The organism is Bacteroides sp. 519, assembly GCF_010500955.1.
Taxonomy (GTDB): Bacteria; Bacteroidota; Bacteroidia; order Bacteroidales; family Bacteroidaceae; genus Bacteroides.
Window position 1 is genome coordinate 1 of the sequence record NZ_QVMJ01000001.1, and the last position, 16904, is coordinate 16904.

Annotated in this window: 17 protein-coding genes and 1 tRNA gene; 7 read left to right on the forward strand and 11 right to left on the reverse strand. The window is 38.8% G+C overall.

Annotated features, from left to right (window positions below):
* Positions 1-261: 261 nt before the first annotated feature.
* Genes D0T85_RS00005 through D0T85_RS00020 form a run of 4 tightly spaced genes read right to left on the reverse strand, consistent with a single transcriptional unit; the run spans position 262 to position 4317 of the window.
* Complete coding sequence (locus D0T85_RS00005) at positions 262-1152, reverse strand: AraC family transcriptional regulator (RefSeq protein ID WP_163208965.1); 891 nt, start codon at positions 1150-1152, stop codon at positions 262-264.
* Between the two features lie 16 nt (positions 1153-1168).
* Positions 1169-2428, reverse strand: coding sequence for a mechanosensitive ion channel family protein (locus D0T85_RS00010; RefSeq protein WP_163208967.1), 1260 nt, complete (start codon positions 2426-2428; stop codon positions 1169-1171).
* Positions 2429-2484: 56 nt separating this feature from the next.
* Positions 2485-3483, reverse strand: coding sequence for a DUF4435 domain-containing protein (locus tag D0T85_RS00015; protein ID WP_163208969.1), 999 nt, complete (start codon positions 3481-3483; stop codon positions 2485-2487).
* Positions 3484-3489: 6 nt separating this feature from the next.
* Positions 3490-4317 (reverse strand): AAA family ATPase, encoded by an 828-nt coding sequence (locus tag D0T85_RS00020; RefSeq protein WP_163208970.1) that lies wholly within the window; start codon positions 4315-4317, stop codon positions 3490-3492.
* Between the two features lie 291 nt (positions 4318-4608).
* Here D0T85_RS00020 and D0T85_RS00025 point away from each other — a divergent pair, with 291 nt between their 5' ends.
* Positions 4609-5685: a DUF1573 domain-containing protein gene (locus tag D0T85_RS00025; protein WP_163208971.1), complete on the forward strand. Its 1077-nt coding sequence runs from the start codon at positions 4609-4611 to the stop codon at positions 5683-5685.
* Between the two features lie 39 nt (positions 5686-5724).
* On the forward strand, positions 5725-6831 hold the full coding sequence (gene meaB / locus D0T85_RS00030) for a methylmalonyl Co-A mutase-associated GTPase MeaB (RefSeq protein WP_163208972.1): 1107 nt from the start codon (positions 5725-5727) through the stop codon (positions 6829-6831).
* A 93-nt stretch (positions 6832-6924) separates the two neighbouring features.
* Here the strand turns inward: meaB and D0T85_RS00035 are convergent, their stop codons facing one another.
* From D0T85_RS00035 to D0T85_RS00055, 5 genes are all read right to left on the reverse strand, one after another.
* Entirely contained in the window at positions 6925-8088 is a 1164-nt protein-coding gene (locus tag D0T85_RS00035) for a Xaa-Pro peptidase family protein (protein ID WP_163208973.1), read from the reverse strand.
* 277 nt (positions 8089-8365) lie between these two features.
* Positions 8366-9703: an NADP-specific glutamate dehydrogenase gene (gdhA, locus tag D0T85_RS00040; protein WP_163208974.1), complete on the reverse strand. Its 1338-nt coding sequence runs from the start codon at positions 9701-9703 to the stop codon at positions 8366-8368.
* 108 nt (positions 9704-9811) lie between these two features.
* On the reverse strand, positions 9812-10312 hold the full coding sequence (locus D0T85_RS00045) for a GNAT family N-acetyltransferase (RefSeq protein WP_163208978.1): 501 nt from the start codon (positions 10310-10312) through the stop codon (positions 9812-9814).
* A 59-nt stretch (positions 10313-10371) separates the two neighbouring features.
* Positions 10372-11196, reverse strand: a complete 825-nt coding sequence (locus D0T85_RS00050; RefSeq protein ID WP_163208980.1) for a hypothetical protein — start codon at positions 11194-11196, stop codon at positions 10372-10374.
* 639 nt (positions 11197-11835) lie between these two features.
* The gene (locus D0T85_RS00055; RefSeq protein WP_163208983.1) at positions 11836-12018 is read right to left on the reverse strand and encodes a hypothetical protein; all 183 of its coding nucleotides are present in this window, start codon (positions 12016-12018) and stop codon (positions 11836-11838) included.
* Positions 12019-12389: 371 nt separating this feature from the next.
* Here D0T85_RS00055 and D0T85_RS23120 point away from each other — a divergent pair, with 371 nt between their 5' ends.
* Both D0T85_RS23120 and D0T85_RS00065 read left to right on the forward strand, forming a co-directional pair.
* Positions 12390-12569, forward strand: coding sequence for a type II toxin-antitoxin system HicA family toxin (locus D0T85_RS23120; RefSeq protein WP_163208985.1), 180 nt, complete (start codon positions 12390-12392; stop codon positions 12567-12569).
* A gap of 60 nt (positions 12570-12629) precedes the next feature.
* Positions 12630-13025 (forward strand): type II toxin-antitoxin system HicB family antitoxin, encoded by a 396-nt coding sequence (locus D0T85_RS00065; protein WP_163208987.1) that lies wholly within the window; start codon positions 12630-12632, stop codon positions 13023-13025.
* Positions 13026-13200: 175 nt separating this feature from the next.
* On the opposite strand, the gene D0T85_RS00070 is transcribed toward D0T85_RS00065, so the two are convergent.
* A tRNA-Arg gene (locus tag D0T85_RS00070) sits at positions 13201-13273 on the reverse strand.
* 237 nt (positions 13274-13510) lie between these two features.
* Here D0T85_RS00070 and asnA point away from each other — a divergent pair.
* Positions 13511-14548 carry an aspartate--ammonia ligase gene (gene asnA / locus D0T85_RS00075; RefSeq protein WP_163208989.1) on the forward strand — a complete coding sequence of 346 codons (1038 nt, stop codon included), beginning with the start codon at positions 13511-13513 and terminating at the stop codon, positions 14546-14548.
* A 199-nt stretch (positions 14549-14747) separates the two neighbouring features.
* Positions 14748-15410 (forward strand): uracil-DNA glycosylase, encoded by a 663-nt coding sequence (gene ung / locus D0T85_RS00080; RefSeq protein ID WP_163208991.1) that lies wholly within the window; start codon positions 14748-14750, stop codon positions 15408-15410.
* On the opposite strand, the gene D0T85_RS00085 is transcribed toward ung, so the two are convergent.
* Positions 15375-15635 carry a hypothetical protein gene (locus tag D0T85_RS00085; protein WP_163208993.1) on the reverse strand — a complete coding sequence of 87 codons (261 nt, stop codon included), beginning with the start codon at positions 15633-15635 and terminating at the stop codon, positions 15375-15377. The genes ung and D0T85_RS00085 overlap by 36 nt on opposite strands.
* A gap of 252 nt (positions 15636-15887) precedes the next feature.
* Here D0T85_RS00085 and D0T85_RS00090 point away from each other — a divergent pair, with 252 nt between their 5' ends.
* On the forward strand, positions 15888-16904 hold the full coding sequence (locus tag D0T85_RS00090) for a zinc-binding alcohol dehydrogenase family protein (RefSeq protein WP_163208995.1): 1017 nt from the start codon (positions 15888-15890) through the stop codon (positions 16902-16904).

Below are 16904 nucleotides of genomic sequence, written 5' to 3' on the forward strand. Positions count from 1 at the left end.
AGTAATAGGTCAATATCTTGATATTATAAACAATATTTCAAAGAACGTTAAAGAGTATTAATCGCTTGCAAAGTCAAATGACTTTAGCAAAGGAGGATACCATGCGGAGACGCTGTATAGCGCAGCCTATCCTCCTTTGGAGGAGGTGCCCGTAGGGCGGAGGAGGAGAAGCCTCCGTGTTCAGCACAAGGAAAAGCTCAGTGTTTCTGTGTCTCCGTGTTTTTATTCAATTCCAATCTGATTTGAACCAAATAATGCAGATTAAATAAGCTTTTTCTTTTTCCGGTAATTCTCTCTGAACTCTTTTGGCGAGCAGTTTTTTTTCTTCTTAAATATCCGATTAAAATTAGACAAGTTATTAAAACCGCAGTCGTAGCAGATTTCGGCAACAGACATGGTAGAGTCTACCAATAAACGTGCAGCAAAACCAATCCGGATGTCGATAATATAATCGGATAAGTTTTTACCTGTACGTAATTTGAAAAAGCGACTGAAAGAAACCGGAGTCATACTCACCATTTCGGCAAGCTGATTTAAACGAATCTCTTCTTTATAATGTGCATTAATATAACTCTGCACTTTGTGTACACGGCGACTGTCCGATTGTGTATCTATTTTTGCAAATGAAGAACTGGATAATGTTCGGGCATCCTCAACCAATGATAGCTCGTATAATATGGTAAGGAAGTTTATTGTTGCATAAAAACCTTGTTTCTCGGAAGCTAATGTATCGAGCTTGGGATACACTTTTAATATGGCCGACATAGGGAATGCCAAACCTTTCTGTGCCCGCTCAAACATTTTTGCTATGGAATGAAACTGGTTTTTGTTTAAAAAACTTTTAAAGAACAAATCGGAAGAAAACTGAATGGTTATTTCGCGAATCTCTTTCGAATTACATTCGTGTTGTTCCCATACATGTTCCAGTTTTTCACTTGCTATTAGTACCAAATCGTAATCGCCTATTACTTCTACCGAATCGCCAACAATACGCCGCACCCCAGCTGCCTTTTCAGTGAAATTTAATTCAAACTCTGTGTGGCTGTGTATAGGGTAGGTAAATTCTGTTTTATAGCGTTCGGCTATATAGAAACAGTCTTTATCTGATAGTGGGGTTATCTCCCGGATTATATTGTTTGTAGGTGTTGGCATACGGCAATTTTATTACTTAATTAGTACGAACCATTTTTTCGAAATCATTTCCTGAAGGAGCCTGATATACATGCAGATCGAAATAAGGAATTACTGCCAATACATGATCGAAAATATCCGACTGTATGTTTTCGTAAGCTATCCATGCAGTTGTATTGGTAAAGAAGTACAATTCCAGTGGTAAACCTTTGTCGGTGGGTTGCAACTGGCGCACCATGCACGTCATTCCCTGATGTACAGATGGGTGGTTTTTAAGATAGTTATCCAGGTATGCGCGGAAAATTCCCAGATTGGTTTGGCGGCGTCCGTTAACAACAATAGAGTCGTCAATGTTATGCTCTTTGTTGTACTCGTTCAACATTTTTTCTTTATCTTCAATGTATTCGGACACAACCTGTATCTTGTTGTATCTTTCAAGCATTTCGTGGGTACAAAAATGTACACTGTTCATGTCTATATAAATAGAGCGCTTTACCCGGCGACCACCGGCATCTACCATTCCACGCCAGTTCTTAAACGAGTCTTTCATTAACAGGGTAGGGGGGATGGTAACAATGGTGCGGTCAAAGTTTTGAACCTTTACGGTGTTCAGGGTAACTTCAATAACATCTCCGTCAACACCGTATTTAGGCATTTCAATCCAGTCGCCAACCCGTAACATATCGTTAGCCGAGAGTTGAATTCCGGAAACAAATCCTAATATACTATCCTGGAATACTAACATCAGTATGGCAGCCGAAGCTCCTAAACCGGTTAGCAGTATAGCAGGCGATTTATCAATAAGGATGCTAACAATAGCAATTCCGGCAACAAAATAAAGTGCAATTTGTACTGTTTGCAACAAACCTTTTAATGGGCGGTCTTTGAATTTTTCTTTTGCACTATATACGCTATAGAATGCCGAAAGCAGTGCACTGATGAAGCGTACAAATACAGCTATGATATATACCATACATAACCGTTGAACAAGGATAAGTCCTTCGCTTCCGGCTTCGTATGCCAAAGGAGTCAACACATAAATCAATACAGGGGCAATAAGTCCGGCCAATCCACCAATAACTTTCTTGTCGAATATAATATCATCCCAGGTGGCTTTGGTTGATTTTATAACTTTTTGAATGACAGGCAGAATAAGCTTTTTGCATATCCTCTGTGCCAGAAAAGCTAAGGCAATAATAACAAGGAGAATAATAAGTTTGTTTACGAAATCGGCTGTAGAACTTTCCAGCCCGATTGAGGTTAAAAAATCATGTAAGGTTTCTCTAATTGCTTTCATATTTTTAAGTTTTAAATAATGAGTTTAGGTTTACACTTGAGTATGAACAATTCATGTTATAACTCATCTACAAATTTTTGAATGTCTTTTCGCAGCCATTGATATAAATATAGTCCACCGAAATTGGTGTTTTTGCGGAGTACAAGGTTTACATTGGTTTGGCTATTTTGGTAAGAAGTTAGCTCGTTGCGGTAGTGCTGGTTGTGTTCGGCCAATCTTTGGATATCATTTTCGCGTTCCCGGCGTAGTATTGTGCACACAGGATTAAGGATTTTAAGCACAACATTATCCATAATATGATGTCCCTGAATAAAAAGGTAAGTTGTGTCCGGATAAAGACCCACTTCTCGTAATTCGGTACCAAGGTCTATTACATTTTGCCTGTATTCCGGGAATCTTCTCTCCAACTCGGCCAGTTTTTCTGTTACATGGTTACTCATGCCATCAAGGCTTTGGTATGGATTTCGCATACTTATGTTTCTGATACGAACACAACAATTAAAATCAGTAATCGAAAATGTATTCGTATCTCTGTTGCGGTAAAACCAGATACACCACAGAAACAGTGGGTAGGCTATTTCGGAATAGCGTCCCATAAACTTGGTAAAGTTTACCAAGTAACGGTCGTTCAGGGTAGCCTGAACACAAACCCCATGTAAACTTTCGGCATAGCACCGGTAGTTTTCAATGGCATAGGCATACGTTTGAAAGATATATTTGTTTTTATTTATTTTTCTCGATAACGGGGTTATTCCCTGCATCAGGTAATCGTAATCGCTATCTACACAAGCAATCAGGCTTTTGCCCAGTTCGGCAGTATTGAGGGTATTCATCAATACCATTTTCTTTCCTTTGGTCAATGTAGTGGTCGAAGGTAGCATTACCTGAAAATATCTTTCTTCGTTTTCGAATTCGGCCAGCAATGGTTTCCAGAAAGCTATATCTTCATAACTTTCTACATAAGCAATAATTCGGCGGCGTGTTTTCCGTGGATAAAGTTTATGTGCGGCATCAAAGTATGCCGAACTTATGTTATCTTTTAATTTCTTTGCCATGTAATTTTATTTATCCACAGGGGTTGAAATGTCGCTAACTTCGGTTACAGCATCCAACCAGCCTTCCATTATTAATGCAGGCGAATGGGTGGTAAGAATAATCTGCACGTTTGGATTCAGTTCGCGTATCATTGCTATCAGTCGTTGTTGCCACTCTATATGTAATGATGCTTCGGGCTCATCCATAAACAGTACACTATGCTCATCATCTTTAACTAAAACGGTAAGGAGGATAACAAGCATCTGTTTTTCGCCGGAAGATAGTTTACTGGGGAAAAGCAATTCGTTGTTCTGATGAAAAGCTATGTCGTTACGTTTGCGGTCAATCGTTTTATGGGTATCACTGAAGAGGCTATCAATCATATCCTGAAATTGTTTTTTCTTCTTCGATATATCGGCAGCATGTTTACGGATATCTTCATTGTCGCTGTTCAGCATTTCAATCATTTTATTGCCTATATTTACCTGGTAGTCCAGATACTTGCGCTGCAACAGGTATAACTGCCAGTCGAGTTCGGTTACTACGTCTTCCATCGGAATCCGGTTCATCTCTACAGTAAACAGTGGCTTATCGTAACTGTGAATAACATCGTAAGGAATATAGGTAGCTTCGGGATCGTCGAAGAAAATCCGTACTCCGTTTTTGCCGTCATTCTTTATCTTGCCTGAAATCTTTTCGAGTTGATTTACCGAACGATTGAGTATTGTAGTTTTTCCCACTCCGTTTATACCGGAAAGGATATTTACGTCGGCATGGAGATCCCATGCAATATTAAAACGTCCCCACATAGCATCAATCTCAATTCGCTTAATATAGTTGGCTTGTTTTTCCATAATCAATAGTCTCTTTTAAAGGTGAGATAGGCAAATGTAGAGAATTTGGAGTTAATATACAAATTTAGGAGTAAGGAGTAAGGAGTAAGGAGTAAGAATCCATGCGGCATCGTATTCTTACTTCTTACTCCTTACTTCTTACTCCTAGCTATCTACTATCTACTAACTACTATCTACTAACTACTAACTACTAACTACTAACTACTAACTAGCTTTAACAAAAAGTATGAATAATGCTGCTTCTATCTCACATAAAAGGTCTATTTTTGTTCTCAAATTAAAATAGGAAAGATGAAACGTATATTATTCTCCATGTTTATTCTGGCAACTATCTTTACGAATGCCTGGTCGCAAGCCAGATTAACTTCAAATAAGGAGACCCACAGTTTTGGGCAAATAGAATGGAAAAAGCCGGTTACAGTTGAGTATGTTATCACCAATACAGGTGATGCCCCTTTGGTTCTTTCTAATATTACAACATCATGTGCATGTGCCGTGGCCGATTGGACACAGACCCCGATAGCTCCGGGAGGAAAAGGATTTGTAAAAGCTACTTTTGATGCAAAGGCATTAGGACGCTTTCATAAATCAATAGGGATTTACAGCAATGCACCAACCAATTTAGTTTATCTTCATTTTACAGGCGAAGTAGTGCGTAATCCGGTAGTTAATTTGTCGGAATTCTACTCGCATACGATAGGGCAAATACTGATTGACAATACCGAACTAGAGTTTCCTGATACTTATTTAGGAAAGAATCCAACCCAGACAATATATATAGCCAATCAATCTGACCGTCCTTACGAACCCGTATTGATGCATTTACCATCTTACCTGGAGGCTAAAAGTGAACCCAATGTATTGCAGAAAGGTGAAAGAGGAAAAATAACAGTGACTCTTCTTACCGATCGCTTGCCCGATTTAGGGTTAACCCAAACATCAGTTTATCTGGCACGCTTTGCCGGAGACAAAGTTGGGGAAGAGAACGAAATTCCGGTATCTGTAGTATTGTTACCGGATTTAACAAGTGTAAACCCTCCCGAAAAAGCAGACCTGCCTGTTATCGACTTATCCGAAACAACAGTTAATTTGCACCAGAAACTTGAGAAGAAAAGTAAAGTAACTCATAACATAACCATTACCAACAAAGGTGGAACAGCGTTAGAAATCAGTAAATTACAGGTGTTTAATCCGGCAGTTGGTGTCGACTTGAAAAAGAATGTTCTTCAGCCAGGAGAAAAAACACGCCTGCGGATATCTGTAGATCAACAGCTTTTAAACAAAAAAAGACATCCCAGAATATTGATGATAACCAACGATCCTAAAAAAACAAAAGTTACCATCGATCTTATTATTGACAATAAGTAACTTCAATCGTAAATTGTAAATAGTTAAATCGTAAATATCATGGAGCATCCCGAAAACAACGAAGAATACAAAGGTTTGGTAGTGAACAAAGGTATTGAACAACCTTCTTCTATTAATCCGTATCTGAAAAAAATACGTAAGCCAAAGAAGAAAGAACTTACGGTTAGCGAATTTGTTGAAGGGATAATACAAGGAAATATCACCATACTCAGCCAGGCAGTAACACTTGTTGAAAGCGTTAAACCCGAACATCAGTCAATTGCTCAGGAAGTAATAGAAAAATGCCTGCCTTATTCGGGCAACTCTATCCGCATAGGTATAAGCGGAGTTCCCGGTGCAGGTAAGAGTACATCTATTGATGTGTTTGGTTTACATGTGTTAGAAAAAGGAGGAAAACTGGCTGTACTTGCCATCGACCCAAGTAGTGAGCGCAGTAAAGGAAGTATTTTGGGAGATAAAACCCGGATGGAACAACTTTCGGTACATCCTCATTCTTTTATACGTCCTAGCCCGTCGGCCGGGTCTTTGGGTGGGGTAGCCCGTAAAACACGCGAAACAATAATTCTTTGTGAAGCTGCCGGGTTTGATAAAATCTTTGTGGAAACTGTTGGGGTGGGGCAGAGTGAAACTGCAGTACACTCTATGGTAGATTTCTTTTTGTTAATTCAGTTGGCCGGTACTGGCGATGAACTGCAAGGTATAAAGCGTGGTATTATGGAAATGGCCGATGGTATTGTTATTAATAAGGCCGATGGAAACAATATAGACAAAGCAAAACTTGCAGCTACTCAATTTAGAAATGCATTACATCTTTTTCCGGCTCCCGATTCGGGTTGGACTCCACAGGTTCTTACTTATTCGGGCTTTTACAATATCGGAGTAAAAGAAATCTGGGACATGGTGTATGAGTATATAGATTTTGTAAAGGCAAACGGATATTTTAACTACCGCCGCAACGAGCAAAGCAAATACTGGATGTACGAAAGCATCAATGAACAGTTAAAAGATAGCTTCTATACTAATGAAGTAATTAAAAAGATGCTCCCCGAAAAAGAAAAGCAGGTATTGAATGCTGATCTGACTTCTTTTATTGCAGCAAGAAAGTTGCTGGATGCTTACTTTAAGGAGTTGAAAATTGAAAGTTGAAAATTGAAAATTACGATGCCGGTACGCAATCCGCATGGTAATTTTCAATTTTCAATTTTCAATTTTCAATTTTCAATTTTCAACTTTCAATTTTTAATTTAATTCAACGATTTCTTCCGGAGCATTTGTGAGTTTTTCAACTCCTTCGGAAGTTACAAGCCATGAATTTTCAATACCAACCGGACCGATACCAGGTAATACTATTTTAGGTTCGAGTGCAAACACCATTCCGGGTTCGAATTCCTGTTTCTGGCGGGGAGCAAGAACAGGGGCTTCATTAATCTGTAATCCTATTCCGTGGCCAATAAAAGAAGCTTTTTGTCCGGCCCCCATGAAGTAGTTGGCATAGGGAGTATTCTGTACAACAGCCATACCTATGTTATAGAGTTCATCTCCTGTTATACCTGGCTTGGTAGCTTCAATAACAGCATTTTGTACATCTAAACATACCTGATGTGCCTTGAGTGCTTCGTCGGCTGTTTTACCAATAGAGAATACACGGCTCATATCGCTCATATAACCATTGAAGTTGCCACCGTAATCGGCCATTACGGTTTGTCCCACATTCAGTGGAGTACCGTTTACGCTTACAGGTAAAGAACCATCCATGCCTTTTCCTCCCAAAGCAAAATCGTAGGGTGAAGGTTCTAAAGCATTATCGCCAGTCAATAAACTGCCCATGAATATTTCCATGCTTTGACCAAAAACCCGGAAAATACCCAGGCATCCATTCAACCTCATTAGTCTTTCTATCTCGACAGATAATTCATAGTCTGTCATTCCTGCTTTGTAAACCTCAGGAATCTGGCTGTATGCTTTAGCATGAGCAATACCTGCACGGCGAAACATTTCAATTTCGAAATCGGTTTTTGTGCAACGTGCTTCCCTTATAATAGATGTGCCATTTACAATCTCTGTTTCCGGAAACACTGCAGCCAAACGATTAAAATCACTCCATGGAAGTTCATCCCCTTCGAGCATAAGCTTTTTAGGTAATGAAAGTTTTTCTTCCAAAAGAATGGCCGGAATCTGTTCGGGTTTACGTATAGAATGTACAAACTCTCCTGTTATGTTGTTGGGGCGTTTAATGAAAATGCGTGCAGGTTCGTGCAATGGCAGATAAAGATATCCTGAAATAACAGAACCATATGTATAGATGAGATTTACGTTACATGCAATTAATGCAGCATCAATGTTTTGTTCAGCCATAAGTACGCGAATCTTATCACGCCTTTTTTTCAATTCGGGTAATAACATGATTTTTAAATTGAAAATTAATAATTGAAAATTATTTGTGTCGCTATGTCACTATTTTCATAACTAAGATGCAAAGGTATAATTTCAATTTTCAATATTCAACTTTCCATTAAAAAAAGAACCGCCTGCGTCCAGTCACAGGAGGCAGGCGGCAGATACCACAAATACAAATACAACTAAACAAAGTATTTTAATTAACTAGAAATTAATTAATTATGCATTTTGATTCAGTTATGAGTTGCAAAGATATGATTCAAATTTCAAAAATCAAAGTTTTTTATACTATTCCTTGCGCTAACATAGCTTTTGCTACTTTCATGAAGCCTGCCACGTTTGCTCCTTTCAGATAATTAATGTATCCGTCGGGCTCTGTGCCATACTCCACACATTGTCTGTGTATGCCATTCATAATGCTTTTTAGTCTTTCGTCAACCTCTTCGGCTCCCCAGCTAATGTGCATGGCGTTTTGTGTCATTTCCAATCCGCTGGTTGCAACACCACCTGCATTTACGGCTTTGCCTGGTCCGTAAGGTATGCGTGCTTCAATAAATGCTTCAATAGCTTCGGGAGTACATCCCATATTAGAAATTTCTCCGATATATTTTACACCATTATTAATAAGGTTGGCAGCATCTTCACCATTTAACTCGTTTTGTGTAGCACATGGCAAAGCAATATCTACTTTAACTTCCCACGGGCGACGGTTGGGAACGAAAGTTGCTCCGGGGAATTCGTCAGCATAAGGCTGAACGATATCGTTTCCGCTTGCACGAAGTTCGAGCATATAATCAATCTTCTCGCCCGAGATTCCATCCGGATCATAAATATACCCATCCGGTCCTGAAATAGTAATTACTTTGGCTCCCAGTTCGGTAGCTTTCAAAGCTGCTCCCCATGCTACGTTACCAAATCCCGAAATACCTACGGTTTTTCCTACCATGGTTTCGCCTTTGGTTTGCAACATTTGGTTCACAAAGTACAGTCCTCCAAATCCGGTAGCTTCCGGGCGAATCAGCGAACCGCCATACTCTAATCCTTTGCCGGTGAATGTTCCGGTTACTTCGTGGGTTAGTTTCTTGTACATACCATACATATAACCAACTTCGCGACCTCCTACACCAATATCGCCGGCAGGAACATCTGTATCCGGACCTATATGGCGCCATAGTTCGAGCATAAATGCCTGGCAGAAGCGCATAATTTCGGCATCACTTTTTCCGCGTGGCGAAAAGTCCGAACCACCTTTACCACCACCCATTGGCAGCGTAGTTAATGCGTTTTTAAATGTTTGTTCAAACCCGAGGAATTTCAGAATAGAAAGGGTTACTGAGGCATGAAACCGGATACCACCTTTATATGGACCAATAGCGTTGTTAAACTGAACGCGATAGCCAAGGTTTGTTTGTACTTCACCTTTATCATCAACCCAGGTAACGCGGAAGGTGAATATACGATCGGGTTCTACAAGACGCTCAATAATCTTAGCTTTTTCAAACTCTGGATGCTTGTTATAAATATCTTCGATAGAAATAAGAACTTCTTTTACGGCTTGAAGATATTCAGATTCGCCGGGGTGTTTTGCCTCGAGAGAGGACATGATTCGTTCGATATTCATGATGCTTTTCTTTAAGGGTTAATGATAAAATGTAAGATAACTCATCACAAATATAGAAATTAAATTTAAAAAACGATTGTTTGTAGCCAAGAAAAAGTGATAAAAATATCAAAATGACAATATCTTCTGGTAAAACATTACATCCAGTTTCTTGTTGAATTTCTCGGCAACTTCTTTTAGATGTGCACTACGGGTATATTCGGCTTCTTCGAACATACGTATGCTGCCATGGTTTTCGGAGTCGACCAATGCAATAATGGTTTTAAACCCATTTTTACGGATTATTTTTTCTATGATTTTTAATGCTTCTTTTCCATACCCTTTTCCTGTGTAATCCGGATGTAGGTAGATTGTGACTTCTACCGAAACATTGTAAGCTTCGCGAGGTTTAAATCTGGAATAATAGCAAAAGCCACATTTCTCTCCGGTTTCGGTACATATTATATACGACCGGTATTTTTCATCATTAATGGGGATGAAGGATTTTAAATCTTCAACAGATATAGGCGACAAGAAATAGACCGACGTTGTGTGTTCGGTGTAATAATCATAAATCTCCTTCACATAAAGCAGGTCCGATTCCTGCAATTCAACTAATTTGATTCTCATTTTGTCTTTACTTTATAATAGGTTTGTGATGTTGTTAGCTATTCTTGAATATGGATAATTCAGTTAGCTTCTTTTCTCTCAATATTTCTCTGAATGAATTCTATTTTAAGGCTTGCTTCTTTAATCTCTTTTTTTATTTCTTCGATTGAAGATAATATTTGCGATAGGTTGTATAATTCTGCTGCTGCATTACGGTCGTTGGCAGTCATATTGGTTGTGTATTTGTGTTCTCCGCGATAATCAATTTTAATATTATTATCTTTATTCATATAAATAAAACCGATAACATTGCCATCTTGCCCCAGTTTATAATCGGCTTTTTCTATTTTTTGTCCCATATCGGTTGTTTCGTAGCTATCGTTAGAAGCCGGAGTCTCGGCAAATGTTCCATCGGGTGCTGTTACTTTTATTGCTACGTGGTGAATGTTTTTTGCTCCGCAGTAAATGGATGTCATGGTCATAGTTCCATGTTCGTCTACCTGAAAGCGCAAGAAGGATCGGTTCAGGTTTTTTTCTACAACCTGTGTTGGCCAAAAATAATTTCCGGTTTCCTGGTATTCGGAATCTTTCTCCAAAACAAATTTATTTTTTATTTCTTCAAATTCTTTCTGTTTTTGTTGCAACATGCTATCCAGATAGGCAATGGTTTGAGTTTGTTCACTCAACTCTACTTGTTGCATTAGTTTGATTCCTTCTTTGCGAACTTCAAAAGCTTTTGGATAGAGAATTTTAATACTGTCTATTTTCAACTTGGCAGTGTTGTAATCGCCAGTGCTAAAGGACGTTCTGGCATTTTCCAGTAATTGCATTGCTTTTTTCTCTCCATTGTTGTTGCATGCAATAAGTAATATCAAAAGGGAAACAATCGTAACGTATTTCTTCATTTTGCAGATTGTATTGAAGTTCAATTGGCAAATATACAATTTAGCCGCTTAATGCTTTCGTTTTATAAAAATAATTTTTGCTAATTTGGTTAGGGGGGGGTTGAAACGCTGAGTTACGCTGAGTTACGCGGAGTGAATAAAAACACAGAGGCACAGAAACACGGAGCTTTTCCTTGTGCTGAACACGGAGGCTTCGCTTTTGTCGTACGGTGACTCAAAATAGGCCAACGGCCTTATAGCTTCTAGCGTAGGCCAACGGCCTACGATGAAGGATACCGCATGGAATGCGAGGCTGTAAGCCTCAGAGCTTTCTTGCATACAATATGCTTCGAGGCCTACAGCCTCACATTTTTATGTAACATTGCGTAGGCCGTTGACCTACGCTAGAAGCTATTAGGCCGTTGGCCTATAAAAAATCTGTTCAAGGAAATATCAGAGGCTTCGTTTTTAGTTCAACTCAGCCTCTTACCAAACCAAAAATGCAGTTCATTTGCACCTCAAATGCAGTTCATTTACACCTCAAATGCAGTTCATTTAGCATGCAAATGCAGTTCATTTAGGGTGCAAATGCAGTTCATTTGAGTTGAGAGTTGAAAGTTGAGAGTTACGATGCCGCATGGAACTCTCAACTCTCAATTCTCAACTCTCAACTAGAGTATCAGCAGCAGCAGTTTCTTTTTTATCTTTTTCTACTGATGTTTTCTTTTCTGTTATGTTCTTTTCTGTTGCCATGGTATTACCATTTTTCTGTTGCCAGCGTTTGTTTGCGTTTTTCTTTCCGACTATACTGCGTTTAACTATCGTATCATTGTAATTTTGCATAACCCGTGTAACATATTCAGACGAAATCAATGGTTGTCATTTTCCATTCTATCTACAGTGAATAAACCGTGGTTGTACAATACATCATCAATCTATTTATAACGAATGTGCAATTAATCGTAATGATTAACCAACTAAATATATCCAAATTGGGTTTAACATTCTATAACGGGAGTGGGTGTTCCGCTGTTATGATAGATTATTCCGGCTTGTATCCTTCGTAATAATAAGATTGTGTAATCCCCTTGAATATTATTTCTCGGTCGTGAATATTGTATAATTAGACAGTAGAAATATTTCCACCAAAACATTTGGGTAGTGGTGGAATTATTTCTATCTTTGTTGGGTAATCAAACGAGATATTTGACATTATGAAGTACAACGAATTTCACAGGATCGTTAAAGCCCACGGATGGGAAGCGATTCGGCAAAAAGGAAGCCATGTGACATACGAAAAGGACAGCGATAAGGTTACAGTACCGAATCATGGTTCTAAAGAGATGCCAGAGGGGCTTCGATTGACTTTAGTTAAAAGGATGGGGCTTGAATAGCCCTACCTTTTTGTACTTTATAGTAAAATATCTCTTTGATTATTTTTAAAAGATACCAATATGGATAAAGTTAAAGCTATTATTACTGGCGGCAAAGATCAGTTTGGAGTGTGGATTGAAGGCACTGACATATTTAGTGCTGGAGATACAATTGAAGAGTTAAAAAACAATTTAAGTGAAGCCATAGAACTTCATAAAGATGCCGGGGGGATAATCCCTAAAGTAATGGAGGGTAAGTATGAAATTGAATATACATTTGATGTATCCGGTTTCTTGCGTTATTATTCTAAGTTTATTAACTTCGCAAGTATGCGTGACATTACAGGCATAAACCAAAAACAATTATGGAACTATGCTTACGGATACCGAAAACCTCGGAAAGATATATCTGAAAAGATAATTAAAAGTATAAGCAACTTTGCTGAAGAATTAAGTCAGGTTCAAATATCTCTTTGATTACACTTTTGAGTTTTGTTCATGACATTAGCCCTGCCATTGGTGGGGCTTTCTTATTGCAATGTTGTGCAAATGTTAGTCAGCTTTTTACATTATAAAACACAGTAATCACAGCAAAATCAACCTCTATAAAACAACAAAGGTCCATGAGAACCTTCTCACAGACCTTTCTATGTGACCCCGGTGCGATTCAAACGCACGACCTTCAGAACCGGAATCTGACGCTCTATTCACTAAGCTACGGAGCCAAATATTTACGGGTGCAAAAGTATAAAAAATAAAAGCACCTGCCAACTTTTTCATGTCTTTTTGTGTTTACGCTCTCATAAACAAAGAGATAAATGTTATTTTGAAACCAAGTTTGCTTTATTGTATGCATTTTGCTTATATTTTAGGCGTACTTTAAATCATATATAAATATTATTTCTATCTTTGCCAACAAATTTAAAAACAGATACCTTAAATAAGTAAAATCCGTTCATTATATGAGCTATTTGATAAAACCTAAAAACTATCGACCTTTTCTAGATCTCAAGCAGACAGAACTTGGTATTAAACAAATTAAAGAGTTCTTTCAATTGAATCTGTCGTCCGAACTAAGGTTACGCCGGGTTACGGCTCCACTTTTTGTTTTAAAAGGCATGGGGATAAACGACGACCTGAATGGAATAGAAAGACCAGTGTCGTTCCCGATTAAAGATATGGGAGATGTTAAAGCAGAGGTTGTACACTCTCTGGCCAAATGGAAAAGAATGACTCTGGCTGATTATAATATTGAACCCGGATACGGTATTTATACAGATATGAATGCTATCCGGCCAGACGAAGAAATGGGTAACCTACATTCATTGTATGTTGACCAATGGGACTGGGAACGTGTTATTCTTCCGGAAAACCGGAATGTAACCTTCTTAAAGGAAATAGTTACGCGTATTTACGCCGCTATGGTTCGGACAGAATATATGGTTTACGAAATGTTCCCCCTTATTAAACCTTGCTTACCCGAAAAATTATACTTTATTCATTCGGAAGAACTTAGGCAACAGTATCCTGATCTTGACTCGAAGGGACGTGAAGATGCTATAGCCAAAGAATATGGAGCGGTATTTATAATTGGTATCGGTGGCAAATTAGGTGATGGCAAAAAACACGATGGCAGAGCACCCGATTACGATGATTATACCACAATTGGTGAAAATGGATTAGCCGGATTAAATGGCGACCTACTGGTTTGGAACCATGTGTTGCAACGGGCTGTAGAACTTTCGTCAATGGGTATCAGGGTAGATAAAGAAGCACTGTTACGACAACTGAAAGAAGAAGGTGAGGAGAAAAGATTAGAACTCTATTTCCATAAAAAATTAATGAGCGATAGTTTACCTCTTTCAATTGGAGGTGGTATCGGGCAGTCCAGACTTTGTATGTTCTATCTTCGGAAAGCACATATCGGAGAAATTCAAGCAAGTATCTGGCCCGATGATATGCGAGAAGAATGTTTGCAGCATGACATGCCATTAATTTAAGTATTTAGACACGGATAACGCAGGATGACACGGATTAAAAAACACGGATTAATAATCAGTGTTTTTAATCAGTGTTTTTAATCCGTGTTTTTTAATCCGTGCAATCCGCGTAATCCGTGTCTAAAAGAATTTTTATGCAATTGGTATATAAATCGAAGATTTTATCTAGATTTGTAATCTAATTTAATAAACTTATATCATGGATGTACAGATTGAAGACAGTTGGAAAACACAATTAGCACCCGAATTTGAGAAAGATTATTTTCAAAAGCTCACAGAGTTTATTAAAGCCGAATACTCACAAGCCACCATATACCCTCCCGGAAAACTTATTTTCAATGCTTTTAACCTATGCTCGTTCGATAAGGTTAAGGTAGTTGTTATTGGACAAGATCCTTATCATGGACCTGGCCAGGCACACGGATTATCATTTTCTGTTAACGATGGGGTACGGTTTCCGCCTTCCTTAAACAATATATTCAAAGAAATAAAGGCCGACCTTGGCATTGATCCTCCTGCATCGGGAAATCTTACCCGCTGGGCCGAACAAGGAGTATTGTTATTAAATGCTACTTTAACAGTTCGTGCAAGTCAGGCTGGTTCGCATCAAAACAAAGGATGGGAACAGTTTACGGATGCTGCGATTAAAAGATTAGCCGAAGAAAAAGAGAATTTAGTGTTCATTCTTTGGGGATCGTATGCACAGAAGAAGGGGGCATTTATCGACCGTAATAAACACTTGGTACTAGCCTCGGCACACCCTTCTCCGCTATCTGCTTTTAATGGTTTCTTTGGTAATGGGCATTTCAGCAAAACAAATGAATATTTAAAAGCACATAATATCGAAGAAATAAAGTGGTGAGTGCTTAATCCAGCAATTCCATAATTTCTGCTGCCCGTTTAGCATAATAGCCTTGTTCTTAAGTTGCTTACGGGCATATACACCTCTGTTTACCGAATCGCCAACCTGATAAACAGTATAATACTGATTATAGATTTCTGTATCTGTTTTATAATTCTGGAATATATTAAACGCAATTACCCAAGCAATAACAAAAGTATCACGCTTGTGGTACAAAAGTGCCACGCTTGTGATACAAAAGTATCTTAGTAGTGATACTTTTGTACCACGCTGGTTGGTACTTTTGTACCAAGCCTGAAAAATTGTTGGTACTTTTGTACCAGCGTTTCAAAACTAGTGATACTGTAATTTGTTGATTATTAGTAGTGTTGTTGGTTTCTTGCCATTTACGCAAACCTTTGCGTTTTGTTTTGTCCGGTTTACAGTACAACCAATTCGAACTGATCTTATTTTTGATGAAAAAAATAGGAACAGAATATGAAAGTAATCACAATAGCAGGTGAGCGTAAGGTATCTCTTACAGAACGTTCTAAACCGGAAATAACTCCAGATGAAGTATTAGTGAAAATATCCTATGTAGGCTTTTGTGGTTCGGACCTCAATACCTATCTGGGTAAAAATCCTATGGTTAAGCTTCCGGTGATACCCGGGCATGAAATAGGTGCAGTAATAGAGGCAACAGGGAATGCAGTACCCAATAGCATACAGCGAGGTATGAACTGCACTGTTAATCCTTATACCAATTGTGGCAACTGTTCATCGTGTAGAAACGGGCGGCCAAACGCTTGTAGGTTTAACCAGACTTTCGGTGTTCAGCGAGATGGAGCCATGGCCGAATATATCGCTGTTCCATGGCAAAAAGTAATTGTTGATAAAGATATATCCACCCGTGATTTTGCACTGGTAGAACCTATGAGTGTAGGATTTCATGCCATATCACGTGCCGAAATAACCGATCTTGATGTAGTAATGGTTATAGGTTGCGGCATGATTGGTATTGGAGCCATTATAAGAGCTTCCCTGAGAGGAGCATGTGTTATTGCTGTTGATGTAGACGATGAAAAGCTTGAACTAGCCAAAACATTAGGTGCACATTTTACCATAAACTCGCTAACGGAAAATCTGCACAACCGGGTGCAGCAACTAACCGCTCAGATGGGGCCGGATGTAGTTATTGAAGCCGTAGGTGCACCTGCTACCTACCAGATTGCAGTTAACGAAGTAGCCTTTACCGGAAGAGTGGTGTGTATAGGTTATGCCAAAACCGAAATAGCTTTCGAGACCAAATATTTTGTAATGAAAGAAATGGATATTCGTGGGTCGCGCAATGCCATGCCCGAAGATTTCAGGGCAGTAATGAAATACATGAAACAGAAAAAATGTCCTGTTAATGAACTTATTAGTGGCATATATCCACCCGAAGAAGCCGGCCAGGCATTGGAAGCATGGGCTGCCAATCCAGGAAAAGTTTTCAGAATACTAATAAAATTCTAA

Excerpts from the sequence above, each read along its gene's own strand:
- D0T85_RS00090 (WP_163208995.1), top strand. The coding sequence starts at position 15,888 with ATGAAAGTAATCACAATAGCAGGTGAGCGTAAGGTATCTCTTACAGAA.
- D0T85_RS00045 (WP_163208978.1), bottom strand. The coding sequence starts at position 10,312 with ATGAGAATCAAATTAGTTGAATTGCAGGAATCGGACCTGCTTTATGTG.
- D0T85_RS00065 (WP_163208987.1), top strand. The coding sequence starts at position 12,630 with ATGGATAAAGTTAAAGCTATTATTACTGGCGGCAAAGATCAGTTTGGA.
- gdhA (WP_163208974.1), bottom strand. The coding sequence starts at position 9,703 with ATGAATATCGAACGAATCATGTCCTCTCTCGAGGCAAAACACCCCGGC.
- D0T85_RS00005 (WP_163208965.1), bottom strand. The coding sequence starts at position 1,152 with ATGCCAACACCTACAAACAATATAATCCGGGAGATAACCCCACTATCA.
- D0T85_RS23120 (WP_163208985.1), top strand. The coding sequence starts at position 12,390 with ATGAAGTACAACGAATTTCACAGGATCGTTAAAGCCCACGGATGGGAA.
- D0T85_RS00050 (WP_163208980.1), bottom strand. The coding sequence starts at position 11,196 with ATGAAGAAATACGTTACGATTGTTTCCCTTTTGATATTACTTATTGCA.
- D0T85_RS00035 (WP_163208973.1), bottom strand. The coding sequence starts at position 8,088 with ATGTTATTACCCGAATTGAAAAAAAGGCGTGATAAGATTCGCGTACTT.
- asnA (WP_163208989.1), top strand. The coding sequence starts at position 13,511 with ATGAGCTATTTGATAAAACCTAAAAACTATCGACCTTTTCTAGATCTC.
- D0T85_RS00025 (WP_163208971.1), top strand. The coding sequence starts at position 4,609 with ATGAAACGTATATTATTCTCCATGTTTATTCTGGCAACTATCTTTACG.
- meaB (WP_163208972.1), top strand. The coding sequence starts at position 5,725 with ATGGAGCATCCCGAAAACAACGAAGAATACAAAGGTTTGGTAGTGAAC.
- ung (WP_163208991.1), top strand. The coding sequence starts at position 14,748 with ATGGATGTACAGATTGAAGACAGTTGGAAAACACAATTAGCACCCGAA.
- D0T85_RS00015 (WP_163208969.1), bottom strand. The coding sequence starts at position 3,483 with ATGGCAAAGAAATTAAAAGATAACATAAGTTCGGCATACTTTGATGCC.
- D0T85_RS00055 (WP_163208983.1), bottom strand. The coding sequence starts at position 12,018 with ATGCAAAATTACAATGATACGATAGTTAAACGCAGTATAGTCGGAAAG.
- D0T85_RS00020 (WP_163208970.1), bottom strand. The coding sequence starts at position 4,317 with ATGGAAAAACAAGCCAACTATATTAAGCGAATTGAGATTGATGCTATG.
- D0T85_RS00010 (WP_163208967.1), bottom strand. The coding sequence starts at position 2,428 with ATGAAAGCAATTAGAGAAACCTTACATGATTTTTTAACCTCAATCGGG.